At 67.8% G+C, this 16,180-nt stretch carries 17 protein-coding genes; 11 read left to right on the top strand and 6 right to left on the bottom strand.

What is annotated here, in order from left to right:
- Positions 1–9: 9 nt before the first annotated feature.
- From L0984_RS15170 to L0984_RS15160, 3 genes are all read right to left on the bottom strand, one after another.
- A complete protein-coding gene (locus L0984_RS15170) occupies positions 10–1,293 on the bottom strand; it encodes a M20 aminoacylase family protein (RefSeq protein ID WP_234194471.1) in 1,284 nt (427 codons plus the stop codon).
- A gap of 43 nt (positions 1,294–1,336) precedes the next feature.
- Entirely contained in the window at positions 1,337–2,317 is a 981-nt protein-coding gene (locus L0984_RS15165) for an ABC transporter permease (RefSeq protein ID WP_234194470.1), read from the bottom strand.
- A 297-nt stretch (positions 2,318–2,614) separates the two neighbouring features.
- The gene (locus L0984_RS15160; RefSeq protein WP_234194469.1) at positions 2,615–3,880 is read right to left on the bottom strand and encodes a porin; all 1,266 of its coding nucleotides are present in this window, start codon (positions 3,878–3,880) and stop codon (positions 2,615–2,617) included.
- 308 nt (positions 3,881–4,188) lie between these two features.
- On the opposite strand from L0984_RS15160, the gene coq7 reads away from it, so the two are divergent.
- A complete protein-coding gene (gene coq7 / locus L0984_RS15155; RefSeq protein WP_234194468.1) occupies positions 4,189–4,824 on the top strand; it encodes a 2-polyprenyl-3-methyl-6-methoxy-1,4-benzoquinone monooxygenase in 636 nt (211 codons plus the stop codon).
- Between the two features lie 57 nt (positions 4,825–4,881).
- Here the strand turns inward: coq7 and L0984_RS15150 are convergent, their stop codons facing one another.
- Complete coding sequence (locus tag L0984_RS15150; RefSeq protein ID WP_234195022.1) at positions 4,882–5,349, bottom strand: OsmC family protein; 468 nt, start codon at positions 5,347–5,349, stop codon at positions 4,882–4,884.
- Between the two features lie 276 nt (positions 5,350–5,625).
- Here L0984_RS15150 and L0984_RS15145 point away from each other — a divergent pair, with 276 nt between their 5' ends.
- Positions 5,626–6,846 (top strand): porin, encoded by a 1,221-nt coding sequence (locus L0984_RS15145; protein WP_255697444.1) that lies wholly within the window; start codon positions 5,626–5,628, stop codon positions 6,844–6,846.
- A 92-nt stretch (positions 6,847–6,938) separates the two neighbouring features.
- On the opposite strand, the gene L0984_RS15140 is transcribed toward L0984_RS15145, so the two are convergent.
- Positions 6,939–7,919 (bottom strand): hypothetical protein, encoded by a 981-nt coding sequence (locus L0984_RS15140; RefSeq protein ID WP_234194466.1) that lies wholly within the window; start codon positions 7,917–7,919, stop codon positions 6,939–6,941.
- Positions 7,920–8,139: 220 nt separating this feature from the next.
- Between L0984_RS15140 and ilvA the strand changes: the two genes are divergently transcribed.
- Complete coding sequence (gene ilvA / locus L0984_RS15135; RefSeq protein WP_043113303.1) at positions 8,140–9,696, top strand: threonine ammonia-lyase, biosynthetic; 1,557 nt, start codon at positions 8,140–8,142, stop codon at positions 9,694–9,696.
- 17 nt (positions 9,697–9,713) lie between these two features.
- Here ilvA and L0984_RS15130 read toward each other — a convergent pair whose 3' ends face one another.
- Entirely contained in the window at positions 9,714–10,160 is a 447-nt protein-coding gene (locus L0984_RS15130; protein WP_196933619.1) for a type II secretion system protein N, read from the bottom strand.
- 61 nt (positions 10,161–10,221) lie between these two features.
- Between L0984_RS15130 and gspG the strand changes: the two genes are divergently transcribed.
- The 8 genes from gspG to gspN all read left to right on the top strand — a co-directional run bounded on the left by gspG (position 10,222) and on the right by gspN (position 16,179).
- Positions 10,222–10,665, top strand: coding sequence for a type II secretion system major pseudopilin GspG (gene gspG, locus L0984_RS15125; RefSeq protein ID WP_017758012.1), 444 nt, complete (start codon positions 10,222–10,224; stop codon positions 10,663–10,665).
- Complete coding sequence (locus L0984_RS15120; RefSeq protein WP_234194465.1) at positions 10,640–11,122, top strand: prepilin-type N-terminal cleavage/methylation domain-containing protein; 483 nt, start codon at positions 10,640–10,642, stop codon at positions 11,120–11,122. The genes gspG and L0984_RS15120 overlap by 26 nt, the downstream gene beginning before the upstream one ends.
- Before the next feature lie 20 nt (positions 11,123–11,142).
- Positions 11,143–11,553 carry a type II secretion system minor pseudopilin GspI gene (gene gspI / locus L0984_RS15115; protein WP_234194464.1) on the top strand — a complete coding sequence of 137 codons (411 nt, stop codon included), beginning with the start codon at positions 11,143–11,145 and terminating at the stop codon, positions 11,551–11,553.
- On the top strand, positions 11,553–12,233 hold the full coding sequence (locus L0984_RS15110) for a PulJ/GspJ family protein (RefSeq protein WP_234194463.1): 681 nt from the start codon (positions 11,553–11,555) through the stop codon (positions 12,231–12,233). Before gspI ends, L0984_RS15110 begins: the two co-directional genes overlap by 1 nt.
- The gene (gspK, locus tag L0984_RS15105; RefSeq protein WP_234194462.1) at positions 12,230–13,327 is read left to right on the top strand and encodes a type II secretion system minor pseudopilin GspK; all 1,098 of its coding nucleotides are present in this window, start codon (positions 12,230–12,232) and stop codon (positions 13,325–13,327) included. The genes L0984_RS15110 and gspK overlap by 4 nt, the downstream gene beginning before the upstream one ends.
- Before the next feature lie 168 nt (positions 13,328–13,495).
- Complete coding sequence (gspL, locus tag L0984_RS15100; protein ID WP_234194461.1) at positions 13,496–14,704, top strand: type II secretion system protein GspL; 1,209 nt, start codon at positions 13,496–13,498, stop codon at positions 14,702–14,704.
- A 109-nt stretch (positions 14,705–14,813) separates the two neighbouring features.
- Positions 14,814–15,371, top strand: coding sequence for a type II secretion system protein GspM (gspM, locus tag L0984_RS15095; RefSeq protein WP_234194460.1), 558 nt, complete (start codon positions 14,814–14,816; stop codon positions 15,369–15,371).
- A gap of 1 nt (position 15,372) precedes the next feature.
- Positions 15,373–16,179 (top strand): type II secretion system protein N, encoded by an 807-nt coding sequence (gene gspN / locus L0984_RS15090; RefSeq protein WP_234194459.1) that lies wholly within the window; start codon positions 15,373–15,375, stop codon positions 16,177–16,179.
- Position 16,180 lies beyond the last annotated feature (1 nt).

Genomic DNA, 16,180 nt, shown 5'->3' with positions numbered 1-16,180 from the left:
GACGATCGGTCATGGGGCCGCGGTGGCGGCCCTGTCGGGTGAGGCCGCACGGGTGGCGGCGGCCTCGGCGCCCCGGACGGTTTCACCGGCCAGGGGCATGCCCTGCTCCACCAGGCCCGCATGCAGCGCGGCGCCCAGGGGCAGGATGTCATCGTTGAAGTCGTAGCGGCTGTTGTGCAGGAAGGCGCCACCGCGGGCGTCCTGGCCGAGGCGCAGGTAGGCGCCGGCCTTCTTCTGCAGCATGAAGGAGAAGTCCTCGGCGCCCATGCTGGGCTCCAGGTGGCGGTCCACGTTGCCCTCGCCCACGATGGCGGCGGCGACGTCGGCGGCAAACTGGGCTTCGGGCGCGGTGTTGATGGTGGCCGGATAGATGCGCTCGTAGCTCACCTCGGCCGTGGCGCCGAAAGCGGCGGCCACCTGCGTGCACAGCTCGCGCAGGCGTTGCTCGACCTGCACCTGCACGCGCGAGTTGAAGGTGCGCACCGTGCCCACCAGCGTGGCGGTGCCGGGGATGACGCTGAAGGCATCGAGGTCGCCCGCCTGCACGGCGCACAGGCTGACCACGGCCGCGTCGATGGGCCGAACGTTGCGCGAGGCGATGGTCTGCGCCGCCGTGATGATGTGCGCGGCCACCACCACCGGATCGACCGTCAGGTAGGCATGCGCGCCATGGCCGCCCTTGCCCGTGATGCGGATGCTGATGCGGTCGGCCGCCGCCATCATGGCGCCGCGGTTGATGCCGATGGTGCCGGCGGGCAGCGCCGGCCAGTTGTGCATGGCGTAGACGGCATCGACGGGGAAGCGCTCGAACAGGCCGTCCTCGATCATCACGCGGGCGCCGGCGAAGCCCTCTTCGCCGGGCTGGAAGATCAGCACGGCGGTGCCGTCGAAGTTGCGTGTCTCGGCCAGGTAGCGGGCCGCGCCCACCAGCATGGCCGTGTGGCCGTCATGGCCGCAACCGTGCATCAGGCCCGACTTGGCCGAGCACCAGGGCAGGTCGTTGTCTTCCTTGATCGGCAGCGCGTCCATGTCGGCGCGCAGGCCGATCATGCGGCCGCTGGCGGTGGAGCGGCCACGGATGATGCCGACCACGCCGGTCTTGCCGATGCCGGTGTGGATCTCGTCCACGCCGCAGGCCTGCAGTGCAGCCTTGACCCGCCCCGAGGTGTAGACCTCCTCGAAGCCCAGTTCAGGGTTCGCATGCAGGTCGCGCCGGAAGGCGGTGAGTTCGGGATGGAAGCGGGCGATGTGCTCGAAGGCCCGGCCGTTCGCGTACAGGCGTTGTGTGTTCATGGCTGAAGGATCGCGGCGCGGCAAAAGGGTTCGCGCGGGCCCATCAGTGGCCGCCCGCCTTGCCCACGCGCAGCCGCGGATCGACGGCGAAGTACAGCAGGTCCACGACCAGGTTGATCACGACGAAGATCAACGCGATGAGGCACAGGTACGCCGCCATCACCGGGATGTCGGCGAAGGTCACGGCCTGGATGAAGAGCAGGCCCATGCCGGGCCACTGGAACACGGTCTCGGTGATGATGGCAAAGGCGATCAGGCCGCCCAGTTGCAGCCCGGTGATGGTCATCACCGGCACCAGCGTGTTCTTGAGCGCGTGGCCGAAATGGATGGCGCGATTCGAAAGGCCCCGCGCCCGCGCGAACTTGATGTAGTCGGTGCGCAGCACCTCGAGCATCTCGGCGCGCACCAGCCGCATGATCAGCGTCAGTTGGAAGATCGCCAGCGTCACCGCCGGCAGCACCAGGTGGTGCCAGCCGTCGAGCGTGAGCAGGCCCGTCCGCCACCAGCCGATCTGCACCACGTCGCCACGCCCGAAGCTGGGGAACCAGCCCAGATGCACCGCGAACACCAGGATGAGCAGGATGCCGATCAGGAAGGTGGGCAGCGAGACGCCCAGCAGGGACAGCGTCATGAACATCTGGCTCATGAAGCTGCCGCGGCGCAGTGCCGCATACACGCCCATCGGAATGCCCAGCAGCAACGCGAGTCCTGCTGCGACCAGCGCCAGTTCCAATGTGGCAGGAAAGCGCTCGGCGATGAGGCTGGACACCTTGGCACCCTGGCGCAGGCTCAGGCCGAACTCGCCCTGGGCCGCGTTGATCAGGAAGTGCCAGTACTGCACGAAGAAGGGCTGGTCGAGGCCGAGTGCCGATCGCAACTCGCGGATCTGATCGGGCGTCGCATCCTGCCCCAGGAGGAAGACCACCGGATCGCCCACATACTGGAAAAGCAGGAAGGCGATGAAGGCCACCGCCACCATGACGATGACGGCCTGGATGAGGCGGCGCAGGACGAAGGCGAGCATGCGTGGGCAAATTCCTCGAAGCAGGATGCAGAGCAAAGGACATGCCCAGACCGCATCCCGGCCGCAGGGAGCATAAGACCAAACACCGCGCCCAGCGCCCTGTTTTGGTTCATGGAAAGCACTAGGGCGCGCAGCGCCGACAGAGGCGGCCAGCGCGTCGGCAGTGCGCCGCAACACCCCTTGAGGTCGGCACTCCAGTCAAAACAGTGAAGGCCCGCGGCCATGAAAAAAGCCACCCGGCTTGCACCGGGTGGCTTTGTCGAACTTGATCGTCAGCTGGCTTTCGCCAGCATCGGATTAGAACGAATGGCGGATACCGAAGTCGTAGCCCACCGAGTTCTTCGGCAGGTACGTGCCCGTGCCGAAGGCGTTGGTGAAGGTGGCAACGTACGGAGCCGTGATGTTGCCCGAACCAGCGCTGTAGTCGGCGCCGTTCTTGTTCTTGATGTAGGCCACGGTGGCGTACAGGGCGGTGCGCTTGCTCAGGTTGTGAACATAGCCCAGAGCCAGCTGGTCAGCCTTCGGAGCGTTGTACGTGAAGAAGGGGTTCGTCAGGTACACCAGGGGGCTCTGGTCGACCTTGGTCTTCACGTGGCCGTAGGAAGCCTTGATCTGGCCAGCGCCGACCGGCACGGTCACGCCCAGCAGGTAGCCGTCGAGCTTCGTGTCGGGGTTGAACAGGGGCTGGTTGCCGCCCGAGTAGTCAACGGTGCCCTTGACGTTCACGTACTGAGCGAACAGCTTGGCGACGCCGAAGTCGTAGCTGCCGCCGACGTTGAAGTTCTTCGACAGGTTGTTGGTGCCAACTGCGAAGTTCGACGTGTTGATCTGCTCGCCGTAGGCCACAGCGACGTCCAGGGGACCGTTGGCGTAGCCGAAGCGGCCACCCCAGTAACGGCCACCGCGGCTGTTGTTGTTGGCGCTGGCTTGCAGGAAGTTGTCGTACTTCGTCTGCTCGCTGAAGCTGTACATGGCCTGGCCGTAGAAACCACCCAGGTTCGGGGGCAGGAAGTAGCCGACGCTGTTGTTGGCGCGGACGTTCGAGCCTTCGATGCCGGGCAGGGCGGTGCTGCCGCTGATGGCGCGTTGCACCAGAGCGGTGCCGGCGCCGTTCGTGCCGAACGGATCGAACACGGTCAGGTTCCAGAACGTCGGCTTGTAGTCACGACCCAGACGCACTTCACCGAAGGGGCCCGACAGGCTCACGGTGGAACGACGCTGGAAGTTGAAGCCGCTGGCGGTGCCGTCGTCGTTCGACAGCGCGCCTTCCAGCCAGAAGCTGGCAGCCAGACCGCCACCCAGGTCTTCCACGCCGCGGAAGCCCAGACGGCTGGAGCTGTTGGCCGAGTTGTTCAGGCCGGTCTTGCTCACCGAGGTCGACTGGGGCAGGAACGCGTAGGCGAACGGGTTGGCCAGCAGAACCGCGGGGTTGGTCACCAGTTCGCTCTTGTTCGACACGCCGCTCACGGAAGCGTCAACGATACCGAACAGGGTCACCGACGATTGGGCCGAGGCCACACCGGCGACAGCCAGGGCAGCCAGAGCAACTAGAGATTTTTTCATTGCAAGTTTCTCCAAGGTTAAACATAGGGCGCCGGTGCGAAGGGTTCACCGCGCTGGCACATGCTGTGCTCCCGCCGGGCCCCGGGCCAACCTCCTTTTGGGAAGTTGTCGCTATTGCACCAGACGCTCGGCGCCACGGCAAAGCAAATTGGGCCAAATCTGGAGAGGGCTCCGCGTTTCGTTGCAGCAGTACAACAAGGTCAGGGTGCACTCCCCGCTCACGCCTAGACCATGGAAGTTTCATATAGCGAAAAACATCGAAACCTTGCTGCAAGCAAGGCGCCCGCGGGATGCGTTCCAATGGCGACATGAGTTCATCTGTCGATGCTTGTATCAACGCTGTGGATAGCGCGCTGCGCACGATCTGGGGCAGCCCACGCGCCAGCACGCCATCTCCCGCGCAAGCCGTGGTGGATTCCGAAGCACCGTTGTCTGCCGCCGAACGCAAGGAGGCCGGCGCGCTGATGCGCGTCAATCATGTGGGCGAGGTATGCGCGCAGGCGCTCTACAGTGCGCAGGCGGTGACTACCGCCGACCTGTTACTGAAACAGGAGTTGCTGCGCGCGGCACAGGAGGAAACGGATCACCTCAGCTGGACGCGCGAGCGCCTAGACAAGCTCGGTGCTCGACCTTCACTGCTGAATCCACTTTGGTACAGCGGCGCATTCGTACTGGGGCTGATCGCTGGTCGTTTGGGTGACCGATGGAGTCTGGGCTTCGTCCAGGAGACGGAAAGGCAGGTCGAGGCGCATCTGGAAGGCCATCTGAGTCGTCTGCCTGCCGGTGATGTCGCCTCCCGCGCGGTAGTCGCCCGCATGAAGGCGGATGAAGCAGCTCACGCCGCCTGGGCAGAAGAGGCGGGCGGGCTACCGTTGCCGGCCCCGGCAAAGGCGCTCATGCGCGCGGCCGCGCGTGTCATGACCACCGTCGCCCATCGAATTTGACCACGCCCTGCGCCTCACCGACCGGTAGCGCGGCAGGCACCCAGTGAACACGATATCTCAGGCCGAGGCGGCTCCAGAGCTGTCCACGAGTTCATAGCTCGTGGTGATCTCAGCTGTCTTGGCCAGCATGATGCTGGCTGAACAGTAGGTTTCGTGACTCAGCGAGATCGCCCGCTCGACGGCCGCCTCCGGAATCGCACGGCCGGTCACCGTGAAGTGCATATGGATCTTGGTGAAGACCTTGGGATCCCTTTCCGCACGTTCGCTGGTAAGACGTACGCTGCAGCCTTCCACTTGATGACGTCCACGGCGAAGGATCATGACCACGTCGTAGGCGGTGCATCCCCCAGTGCCCGCCAGCACGGTTTCCATCGGCCGCGGGGCGAGGTTCAGGCCCCCGTTCTCAGGCCGTGCGGCGTCCGGCGCGCCGTCCATGGTCAAGATGTGACCGCTGCCCGTCTCGGCAACAAAGCCCATGGATGAGCGCGTTCCGGCGTGGCCGGTCCAACTGACTGTGCATTCCATCTGCAAGAGTTCCTGGCCCGCGTCCGTGAACTGCTTCACGGCATGACAGGCATCTGTAGAAATGTTGCGCTTCCGCATCACCAACTTGTTGCGATGCAGCATTGCTTTGCTATACTTTAGCCCAACGCATACCTCAGGGTATGCCCCAGTTGTCTCCTCCACCCTCCCAATTGGTGGATTTGGCCCCGAGTCGCAAGACTCGGGGCTTTTTTCTTTGGCCTGTGGGTTCGTGCGAGCAGCGGCCACTCTAGAAGATCGTGGGCAACCCTAGCTGCTCTGGCTGCCCTGGCTGTCGCCGGTGTGGCCTCGGCCCAATCGTCGGTCGAGCTGTTCGGCATCGTGGACGCCTCGATCAGCAGTGTTTCTAACAAAAGTGAGCTGGTTCAGGACCCGCTGACGTTGCGGGCCAACCCTCTGGCTTACGCTTTGCTGCCAAGCACAGCAAAGGCCAGCAAGACCGGCCTGAACAACTCCGCCAACAGTTCCAGCCGTCTGGGCTTCCGCGGCAAGGAAGATCTGGGGGGCGGACTTGCAGCCAGCTTCTGGCTGGAAGGCGCTCTGAGCAATGACGAAGGCACCGGCGCGGCCACAGGCGGTGGTTTCAACTTCCAACGACGCTCCACAGTGAGCCTGTCGGGCCCGTTCGGCGAAGTGCGCTTGGGCCGTGACTACAAGCCCACGTTCTGGAATCTGACCGTGTTCGATCCGTTCGGCACAAACGGCGCGGGTTCTGCATTGGTTCAGCGCGCCGCGACCGCATTCGAAGCCAACAACGTGCGCAGCAACAACTCGGTCGGCTACTTCCTGCCCGGCAATCTGGGAGGCTTCTACGGTCAACTGCAGTACGCATTCCATGAGCAAGGCAAGTACGACAGTGCCATCCAAAGCAGCCTGAACGACAACAGCCGGGGCGGCCGGTACTGGGGCGGCCGCTTCGGCTATGCCAACGGCCCCGTGGATGTCGCCCTTTCCTACGGTGAACAGAACGCCAAGTCGTCATACGCGCTCGGCGCCGACGCATTGGTCAAGAACTTCAGCCTGGCTGGCAGCTACGACTTCGGCGCCGCCAAGCTGTTTGCCCAGTACCAGAACACCAAGAGCGTGATCGACTACTCCGAGAACGCACCCGTGTTCAATCCTGCGACCAAGTTGGATGGCTATCTGCTGGGCGTGACCGTTCCGGTCGGCGCAGGCGTGATCAAAGCCTCCTATGGCAACGTGAAAATCAAGACGGACCAAAACCCGCTCTCCACCTTCAGCTACAGCCCACCCAAGGCTGATCAACTGGCTGTCGGTTACGTTCACAACCTGAGCAAGCGCACCGCCCTGTACGCCACCGTGGCCTACATCAAGAACAAGAACGGCGCCAACTTCAGTGCAGGCTCAAACAGCATCACGGCTCCGACCGTGGTGTCGATCACGAACGGCACCGCCGTCGGAGGCTATGCGCCGAAGACCTCGGTCGGCTACGACCTGGGTATTCGTCACTCCTTCTGATGCAAGCTGGCGTGAGCCAGTTGTCGAAGACTCTTGAAAGCCACCCAGCCAGAGCCGGGTGGCTTTTCGCGCTAGTTGCGCTGCTGCGCGCCCTAATCCCCGCGGCCGCGCCGGCTCTGCAGCAGCCCCACATTCATTTCCCCACTCAGGATCGACGCATAGAAGCGCTCGATCATGTTGACGCTGGTCCGCGCGTTGCGGGCCAACGTGAGCATGTCAATCCCCTGACCGTAGAGCAGACGCAGGGTGATCGCCGTGTGGCGAAGGCAATACAGCGTTCGCTTCTGCCCAAGCGGGCCGGTCTCGAGGCCGGCTTCCTGAAGCACCCATTTGAAGAAGAAGTTGAGCACCGCGAGCGCGTGCTCCCGATTCTTCAATTCAGGGAAGAAGAGGTAGTCGTCGGGCGCCACCTCGCCTCTCGAGCGACGATCGCTGCGGAGCACCTCATAGACCTGGACGGCAGGCCGAAGACTCACCATCGGCTGGCTGTGCCGCTTGGTCTCGGGCAACCGCATGCGCAGGTACACATGCTTGCCACGCACGACGTCGATGTGCCGATGCCTCACGCTCTTGATGTCACTGGGGCGCACGAAGGTGTTCACCATCCACCGGATCAGCCACGGCAACTCCCGGGGCATGTAGAGCAACTCGCGCGCAATCCAGAAGCGCTCGCCGGGCTGCAGCGTCTCGAGGACGGGATGGGGTTGACCTACCAACCGCCTCGCAGTGGCAACCAGGCGCCGGTACTCCGCCACGCTGAAGCTGCCACGCGGCTGGCTGCGGATCTTGACCTTGGGCAGCCGCGGCATCTCATCGAGCACGCCAGTCAGCACGCCATGCATCAAGGTCTTGCGCAGCAGGACCATGTACTGCGCGATCGTCGTGCTGGTGAAGTCCTGCTCCCCCAGGCGATCGATCAACTCCTGCGCGGCCACCCCATCCACGTCGCGCGCCAGCCGGTCACCCAGCAAGGGCAGCAGATGGGCATCCATGCGGTTGCTCATGATCTGCCAGCTCCCCCACGCAATCTCCTTGCGCTGCACGCGAGCACGCTCCGCCTGCAGCAAGCCCATCGCGAGGTCTCTGACAAAAACGTCTGACGACTCTTTCTTAATTGTTAAGAGCTTGGGGGGCACGGGGTCCCCGGGATGTACTCGCCCCGAAAAAGCGGAATCGTTGGCCGCTTGCACTGCTGTTAAGCGGAAGATGACATTCGTGTCCATACCGCTTCCTGGGTGCAAAACGAGTGCCGCGTATCATCAAACGCTGTTCTCATTGGTCCTCCCCTTCGCCATGCCAACCAGCCAGGGACCGGCGCTGACGCCCGCCGACTATCTCAAAAAAATTCTGACCGCCCGCGTGTATGACGTGGCCATCGAATCGGCGCTGGAACCTGCGCGCGCATTGAGTGAAAGAGTTGGCAATACGGTGTTGCTCAAGCGTGAAGACCAGCAGCCTGTCTTCAGCTTCAAGCTGCGTGGCGCCTACAACAAGATGGCCCATCTGTCGGCGGAGCAACTGGCACGCGGCGTCATCTGCGCATCCGCAGGCAACCATGCGCAAGGGGTCGCCCTGGGTGCGCGCAAGCTGGACACCCGGGCGGTCATCGTCATGCCGGTCACGACGCCCCAGCTCAAGATCGACGCGGTACGGGGGCTGGGCGGCGAGGTCCACCTGCACGGCGACAGCTATTCCGATGCCTATCAATACGCGTTGACGCTGCAGGAACGAGAAGGCCTGACCTTCGTGCATCCTTTCGACGACCCGGAGGTCATTGCCGGGCAGGGCACGATCGCGATGGAGATCCTCCGCCAGCACCAGGGCAGGCTGGACGCTGTCTTCGTCGCCATCGGCGGCGGCGGGTTGATTTCAGGCGTCGCCAATTACATCAAGGCAGTCAGGCCGGACATCCGCGTGATTGGCGTCCAGATGAACGACTCGGACGCCATGATGCAATCCGTGGCCGCCAAGCATCGCGTCACGCTGCCAGATGTCGGCCTGTTCTCCGACGGCACGGCCGTCAAGCTGGTGGGCGAAGAAACCTTCCGTATCGCCAGTGACCTCGTCGACGAGTTCATCACGGTGGACACCGACGCCGTCTGCGCCGGCATCAAGGACGTCTTCATCGACACGCGCAGCATCGTCGAGCCCGCGGGCGCACTGGCCGTCGCCGCCATCAAGCAGTACGTGCAAACGCACGGAAAGCGGGGCGAGACCTATGCCGCCATTTTGTGTGGCGCCAACATGAACTTCGATCGGCTGCGCTTCGTGGCCGAACGCGCCGAGGTGGGCGAGGAGCGCGAAGCGCTATTCGCCATCACCATCCCCGAGGAGCGCGGCAGCTTCCGGCGCTTTTGCGAACTGGTGGGCCAGTTGCCAGGCGGCCCGCGCAACGTGACGGAGTTCAACTACCGCATCAGCGACGCGCAGCAGGCCCATGTGTTCGTGGGCCTGACGACCCAGCAGCGCGGCGAATCCGCCAGCATTGCCCATCTGTTCCAAAGCCACGGGTTCGGCGCACTCGACCTCACCCACGACGAGTTGGCCAAGGAGCACGTGCGCTACATGGTGGGAGGGCGCAGCGGTCTGGCGAGCGACGAGCGGCTGCTGCGCTTCATCTTTCCGGAGCGGCCCGGGGCCTTGCTGAAGTTCCTGAGCCTGATGAAGCCGAACTGGAACATCAGCCTGTTCCACTACCGCAACCAGGGCGCGGACTATGGGCGCATCCTCGTCGGCCTGCAGGTGCCGGCGGCGGAAGACGGTGTGTTCCAGGCCTTCCTGGACGAACTGGGCTATCCCTTCATCGAAGAGACCGCCAACCCCGCCTACCGCCTCTTCCTCCAGGCCTGAACAACCGCAGGTTCAGATCAAGGCTCGGCCGCCCGCGGCGGTCCGTTCACGGCCAGGGGACGCGACGGCACCATCAAACGAAAGCCGGTGCCACCGGTCGCCGGTCCGATGTGCACCCCCGCGGTATCGATGGACTGCAGCACCAGCTGACCGTCGAAGGCCGCACCGGTGCGATAGGAACGCGGCGGCTTGCCATCGACCGCGATGAGCGCGGCGCCACCGCCTTCGCGGTCGGCCGCCACGCCCAGCAGCCTGAATCGGCTGGCCACGTCCGGCGCGACCGGCGCGCTGGCCGCCACCTTCAATGCACCGAAGGCGCGAGCCACCTCCGCGGTCTGCACGCTCAACACCGGCGCAGCCACCGGCGGCGGCAGCATGGACCCGGCGGGCGAGGCGAGCCGCAGCCCCCAATAGACCGCGCTCGCAGCGGCGGCCGCCCAGAGCGCGGCAGTGATCAAGGCCACGGGCCATCGGGAAGGTACGGGCAACGCACTCGTCATATGCGGGCATTATCATGCGCCGCCCATGACAGCTTCCTACAAACGCAACCGGCAGAGCCATCTCCAGCGCGGCTTCACGCTCATCGAACTGATGGTCGTGCTGGTGATCATCGGCGTGCTCGCCGCCCTGATCGTGCCCAATGTGATCGGCCGCGCGGACGACGCGCGGGTGACCGCCGCCCGCACGGACGTCAACAACCTGATGAACGCGCTCAAGATGTACCGCCTGGACAACCAGCGCTACCCGACGAGCGAACAAGGCCTGCAGGCCCTGGTCACGCGGCCGACCACCGGCCCCGCCGCGCCCAACTGGAAGCCCTACGTCGACAAGCTGCCCAACGATCCCTGGGGCCGGCCCTACCAGTACGTGAATCCGGGCATCAAAGGCGAGGTGGATGTGCTTTCGCTCGGCGCCGACGGCCAGCCCGGGGGCGAAGGCAACGATGCCGACATCGGCAGCTGGCAGTAGCCACCTGCGCCGCCCCGCCGCCGGCTTCACGCTGATCGAGCTGCTGGTGGTGGTCGCGATCATCGCCTTCGCGACCGCGGGCGTCGGCTTCGCATTGCGCGACACGGCGCGCGCCAGCCTGGACCGCGAGGCCGAGCGGCTCGTCGCCCTGCTCGAAGCCGGCCGCGCCCAGGCCCGCGCCAGCGGGGCATCGGTGCGCTGGCGTGTCACGCAGCAAGGCTTCGTTTTCGACGGTGTGCCGCCCGGCGCCCTTCCCCAGGATTGGCAGATGGCGGGCGTGAGCGCCCAGCCCCTCGATGCGGCCGGCCGCCCCGTGGCGTCGCTGCTGCTGGGACCGGAGCCCATCATCGGCGCGCAGCAGGTGCTGATCCGCGGCGAAGGCCCGCCTGTGCAGGTGCTGCGATTGGCCACCGACGGACTTCGTCCCTTCTCCGTGGTCGATCCGGGGTCGCCATGAAGGCAGGCAGGACCGCTCCGATGCGCTCTTGCCGCTCCGGTGGCGCGGACGCTGCGGCCAGGAGGCCGGCCCTGCCTCGTCACCACGGCTTCACGCTGGTCGAGGTGCTGGTCGCCCTGGCGATCGTCGCCATCGCCCTGGCGGCCGGGGCGCAGGCCACCAACGCGCTCACCCGCAATGCGCAGCGCCAGTCCGACATGGTGCTGGCCCAGCTGTGTGCCGAGAACCAGCTGATCCAGCTGCGCCTGTCGCCGCAGATGCCGCCGGTGGGCGAGAGCAGCCAGGGCTGCGAGCAGGCCGGCCTGCAGCTGGATGTGGGGGTGTCCACCACCCCCACCCTCAACCCCAACTTCAACCGCATCGACGTGCAGGTGCGCGATGCGCAGCGCTGGCCGCTGCTGCGTCTGTCCACCGTGATCGGTCGCTACTGATGACGAGGCACCGCCGGGCCCCCGGGGCCGCCGTCCGCCTGCGCGGCTTCACGCTGGTCGAACTGCTGGTGGCGCTGGCGGCGATGGCCCTGCTGGCGCTGATCAGCTGGCGAGGGCTAGACAGCATGGCCCGCGCCCAGTCGCAGCACGGCGCGCGCGACGAAGCCGTGCTGGTGCTGCAGACGGCGCTCGCCCAGTGGGGCGCCGACCTGGACGGCGCCACGAATTTCGGCAACACGCCCGCGCTGGACTGGAACGGCCGCGTGCTGCGCATCACCCGGCAGGCCGTCGATGCCCAGGGCAGCCCTGCGGCGCGGGTGATCGCGTGGACGGTCGGCGCCACCGCCGACGGCAGCAGCAGCTGGCTGCGCTGGCAGTCGCCGCCGCTGGCCAGCCGTGCCGACTGGACCCAGGCCTGGGGCACGGCCGCGGCGTGGGCCGAGTCCGCCCTGCCCGGCGCCGACGCGGCCGCCACGCGCGTCCTGCCCGCGGCCAGCTGGAACGTGGGCTACTTCCGCAATGGCGCCTGGAGCGTGGCGGTCCAGGCACAGGCCCTGGGCACGGCCACGCTGCCCGACGGCGTCCGGCTGCAACTGCAGTTGCCCCCCGGGCCCGGACTGTCGGGCCTGATCACGCGCGACTGGCTGCGCCCCACCTGGGCCGGCGCCAAGACCTCATGACCGTCCCACCCGTCCCCCTTCGGCGGCAGCGAGGCGCCGCCCTGCTCACGGCGCTGATCACCGTCACCCTGGTGGCGACGCTGGCGGCGGCGGCGTTGTGGCGCCAGTGGCGCGCCACCGAGGTGGAAGCCGCCGAACGCTCCCGCCTCCAGGCCTCGCTGGTGCTCGCCGGCGCGCTGGACTGGTCGCGGCTCATCCTGGCCGAGGACGGGCGCACCGGCGGCGCCGACCACCTCGCCGAGCCCTGGGCCGTGCCGCTGGCCGAGGCCAAGCTCACCAGCTTCCTGGCCGCCGACAAGAACGTGGCCAGCGACGCACTGGAAGGCCTGCCCGATGCCTTCCTGTCGGGCTCGATCACCGACGCGCAGTCGCGGCTGAACCTGAGCAACCTCGTCGATGCCAGTGGCCGCCCGGTGCTGCGCGCCGTGGCCGCCACGCGCAAGCTCTTCGATCTGCTCGACCTGCCGCCCGGCCAGGTGGACACGCTGGTGCAGCAGATGCGTCGCGCCCTGCTCGCCGGTGGCGGCGTGACACAGGCCCAATCCACGACGACCGGCACGGACGGCACGGCCACCGCCGGCTCTGCCACAGCGTCCACCCCCAGCGAGACGCAGGCCTCCACCGCTTCGACCGACGACGCCGGCGCCTCCGAGGGCGCGCCGCTCATGCCCCAGCGGGTGGAGCAGCTCGGGTGGCTGGGCCTGCCGGCGGACACCGTGGCGGCCATCGCGCCCTACGTGACGCTGTTGCCGGCGAGCACGCCGGTCAACCTCAACACGGCGAGCGCCGAGGTGATCTTCGCCGCCGTCGATCAGATCGACATGGCGGGCGCCCGCAAGCTGGTCGAAGTGCGCCGACGCAAGTTCTTCTCCGACCTGGCCGAGGCATCGCAGCAGCTGAGTTCGGCCACGGACGTGCAGCTCACGCCCGGCCAGGTCGGCATCTCGACCAGCTACTTCGAAGTGCGCGGCCGGCTGCGCATGGACCGCTACTGGGTCGAGGAGGCCTCGCTGCTGCACCGCACGGGCACCACGGTCAGCATCATCTGGCGCCAGCGCAATGCCGGGGTTCAACCGACTGGCGGATCGGGCTGAACATCGGAAAATCTTTCCGTCCGTTGCGCCCTGTCCCGCCGCCGAGCCTCCCGAAACGCCGTCATGGATCTGTCTTGCGCCCCCTCCACAATGCCGCCTCCGCTGTTCAGCGGAGGCCGGGTGCACGACCCCGCTGCCTAGAATGAAAAACTTTCCGCGACACGCGCCATGGCCCTGATCCTTGTCCAGCCGCCGCCTCCGTCCGCGCCTGGCCTCGGCTCCGTGGCCTGGGCGCATTGGTCTTCCGACGGCCGCCAGCTGGTGGGCCAGGGCGAATCGCCCGTCTCCCTGCTGCCGGGCCAGCACGAACTGGTGCTGATCGTGCCGGCCTCCGCCCTGTCCTGGCACGCCGTCACCCTGCCGCCGGGCAGCCTGCAGAACGCGGCGCGGCTGCGCAGCGTGCTGTCGGGCCTTCTGGAAGACCGGCTGCTCGACGATCCGGAACAGTTGCACTTCTCCCTCGCCCCCGGCGCGCAGGCCGGTGCACCCGCGTGGGTGGCCACCTGCCGCCGCGACTGGCTGCAGACCACGCTTCAGGCCATCGAGGCCACGGGGCGGCGCGTCAGCCGGCTGGTCCCTGAATTCGCGCCCCAGGCCGAAGGTCAGCGCCCCACCGTCTTCGTCACCGGCGATGCCGAGGCGCCATGGCTGACCCTCTGCGACGCGCAGGGCGTGCTGCGGCTGCCCCTGTCGGCCAGCACCGCGGCGCTCGCGGTGGCCCAGTCGGAAGCCGGCGAAGCCATGGCCGAGCCGGCGGTCGCCGCCGTGGCCGAGCAGCTGCTCGGCCGCGCCCTGCCCCTGCTGCCGACCGCCGAACGCTGGCTGCAGGCCAGCCAGTCGGGCTGGGACCTGGCCCAGTTCGAGTTCGCCACCACCGGCAGCGCCCGCGCCCGCAAGCAGGCCGGCGCGCTGATGACAGCCGTGTGGCGCGCGCCCCGCTGGCGGGCCGCACGCTGGGGCGCGGCCCTGCTCGTCGTGCTGCAGCTCGTCGGCCTCAATGCCTGGGCCTTCAAGGAGCGCCGTGCCCTGGAGGCCAAGCGCCAGCAGGTGCGCCAGGTGCTCACGCAGACCTTTCCGCATGTGTCGGTCGTGCTCGATGCGCCGCTGCAGATGTCGCGCGAGGTGGCGGCCCTGCAGGCGGCCACCGGCGGACTCACGGCGGCCGATCTCGAGCCGATGCTCGCCGCCCTGGCAGGCAGCCTGCCGGCCGGCCGCGTGCCCTCGGCCATCGACTACAGCGGCAGCCAGTTGCGCCTGCGCGGTGTGACGCTGTCGCCGGCAGAGATGGAATCCGTGCAGGCCGGCCTGCGCAGCCGCGGCTACAACGCGCGGGGCGAGGGCGACCTGCTGCTGGTGCAGGCGGAGACCGCGCGATGAGCGCCCCGACTCCCGTGCGGGCATGCGGCATGCGCACCGCCCACCCTGGCCCCATGGCTCGGACGGCACCGGCCGCCGCCCAGGCAATCCCGACCGAGAAGGCTCTTCCGTGAACCGCCGCCCCGCCTCCAAGGCCCGCCTGCAGACCTGGTGGGCCACGCTGGCCCCGCGCGAGCGGCGCCTGGCCGCCATCGCCGCCGCGCTCGTGGGCGTGGCGCTCCTGTGGTGGGTGGCGCTGGCACCCGCCCTGCGCACCCTGTCGGCGGCACCGGCCGCCCATGCCGCGCTGGACGCCCAGCTGCAGCAGATGGCGTCCTTGCAGGCCCAGGCCCGGGCCCTGCAGGGCCAGCCACGGCCCAGCCGGGAAGACGCCCTGCGCGGCATCGAGAGCGCCGCACGTCAGGGTCTCGGGCCGGAAGCGCAGGTACGCGCCGCAGGCGGCGATGCCGTGGCCGTCGGCCTGCGCAGCGTGCCGGCGGCCCAGTTGGCGGAGTGGCTTTCCCAGGCCCGCGCCAACGCCCGCGCCGTGCCGCGCGAGGCGCACCTCACCCGCGCGCAGGCCACCGCCCCGAGCGGCCCCGGTGCCGCCAATGCGACGGCCGCGCCGGGCGTGGTGCAGCCGTCCTGGCAGGGCACGCTGGTCATGGGCCTGCCCGCCTCCCGCTGACATGGCTCTGCGCACTGCCGCCGCCGTCCGACGGGAGCCGCGCGCGCCCTGGCGCTGGGCCATGGCCGGCGCCCTGTTCGGTGCGCTGGTGGCAGCCGTGCTGTGGGCGCCGGCCCGCTGGCTGGCGCAGGGGCTGGACTCGGCCACCGGCGGCCAGTTGCAGCTGCGCGATGCGCGCGGCACCGTCTGGCAGGGCAGTGCCGCCGTCGTGCTGGCCAGCAGCGCGGGTGGCGTCGACCGGATCGCGCTTCCTGGCCGCATGCAATGGCAGCTGCGCCCCGCCTGGCTGGGCGTGCGCGGCCAGCTCGAACTCGGCTGCTGCACGCAGGGCCCGCTGGGCTTTGCGGCCGGCTCTGCCGGCAGCGCCGGCTTCCGCCTGGCCTGGGACGACGGCCGCAGTCGCTGGCCTGCAGCCATGCTGGCCGGCCTGGGCGCGCCCTGGAACACCCTGCGGCTCGACGGCGCGCTCGACCTGCGCACCGAAGCCTTCGCGCTGCGCTGGTCGCAGGGCCGCCTGGCCCTGGACGGCCGCGCCGTGCTCGATGCGACCGACCTGAGCTCCAGCCTCAGCACGCTGCGCCCCATGGGCAGCTACCGCCTGGTGCTCGACGGCGGCCCCGCGCCCAGCCTGCTGCTGACCACCACCCAGGGCGCGCTGCGCCTGTCGGGCAGCGGCCGCTGGAGCGGCAACACCATGCGTTTCGGGGGCGAGGCCAGCGCCGCGCCCGGCAGCGAGGACGCCCTCGCCAATCTCCTGAACATCATGGGGCGGCGCGAAGGCGCGCGCTCCATCATCAATCTCGGTTGAC

It is taken from the genome of Pseudacidovorax sp. NFM-22 (assembly GCF_021401245.1).
GTDB lineage: Bacteria > Pseudomonadota > Gammaproteobacteria > Burkholderiales > Burkholderiaceae_C > Xenophilus.
This window is presented reverse-complemented; position numbering and strand designations above follow the sequence as displayed.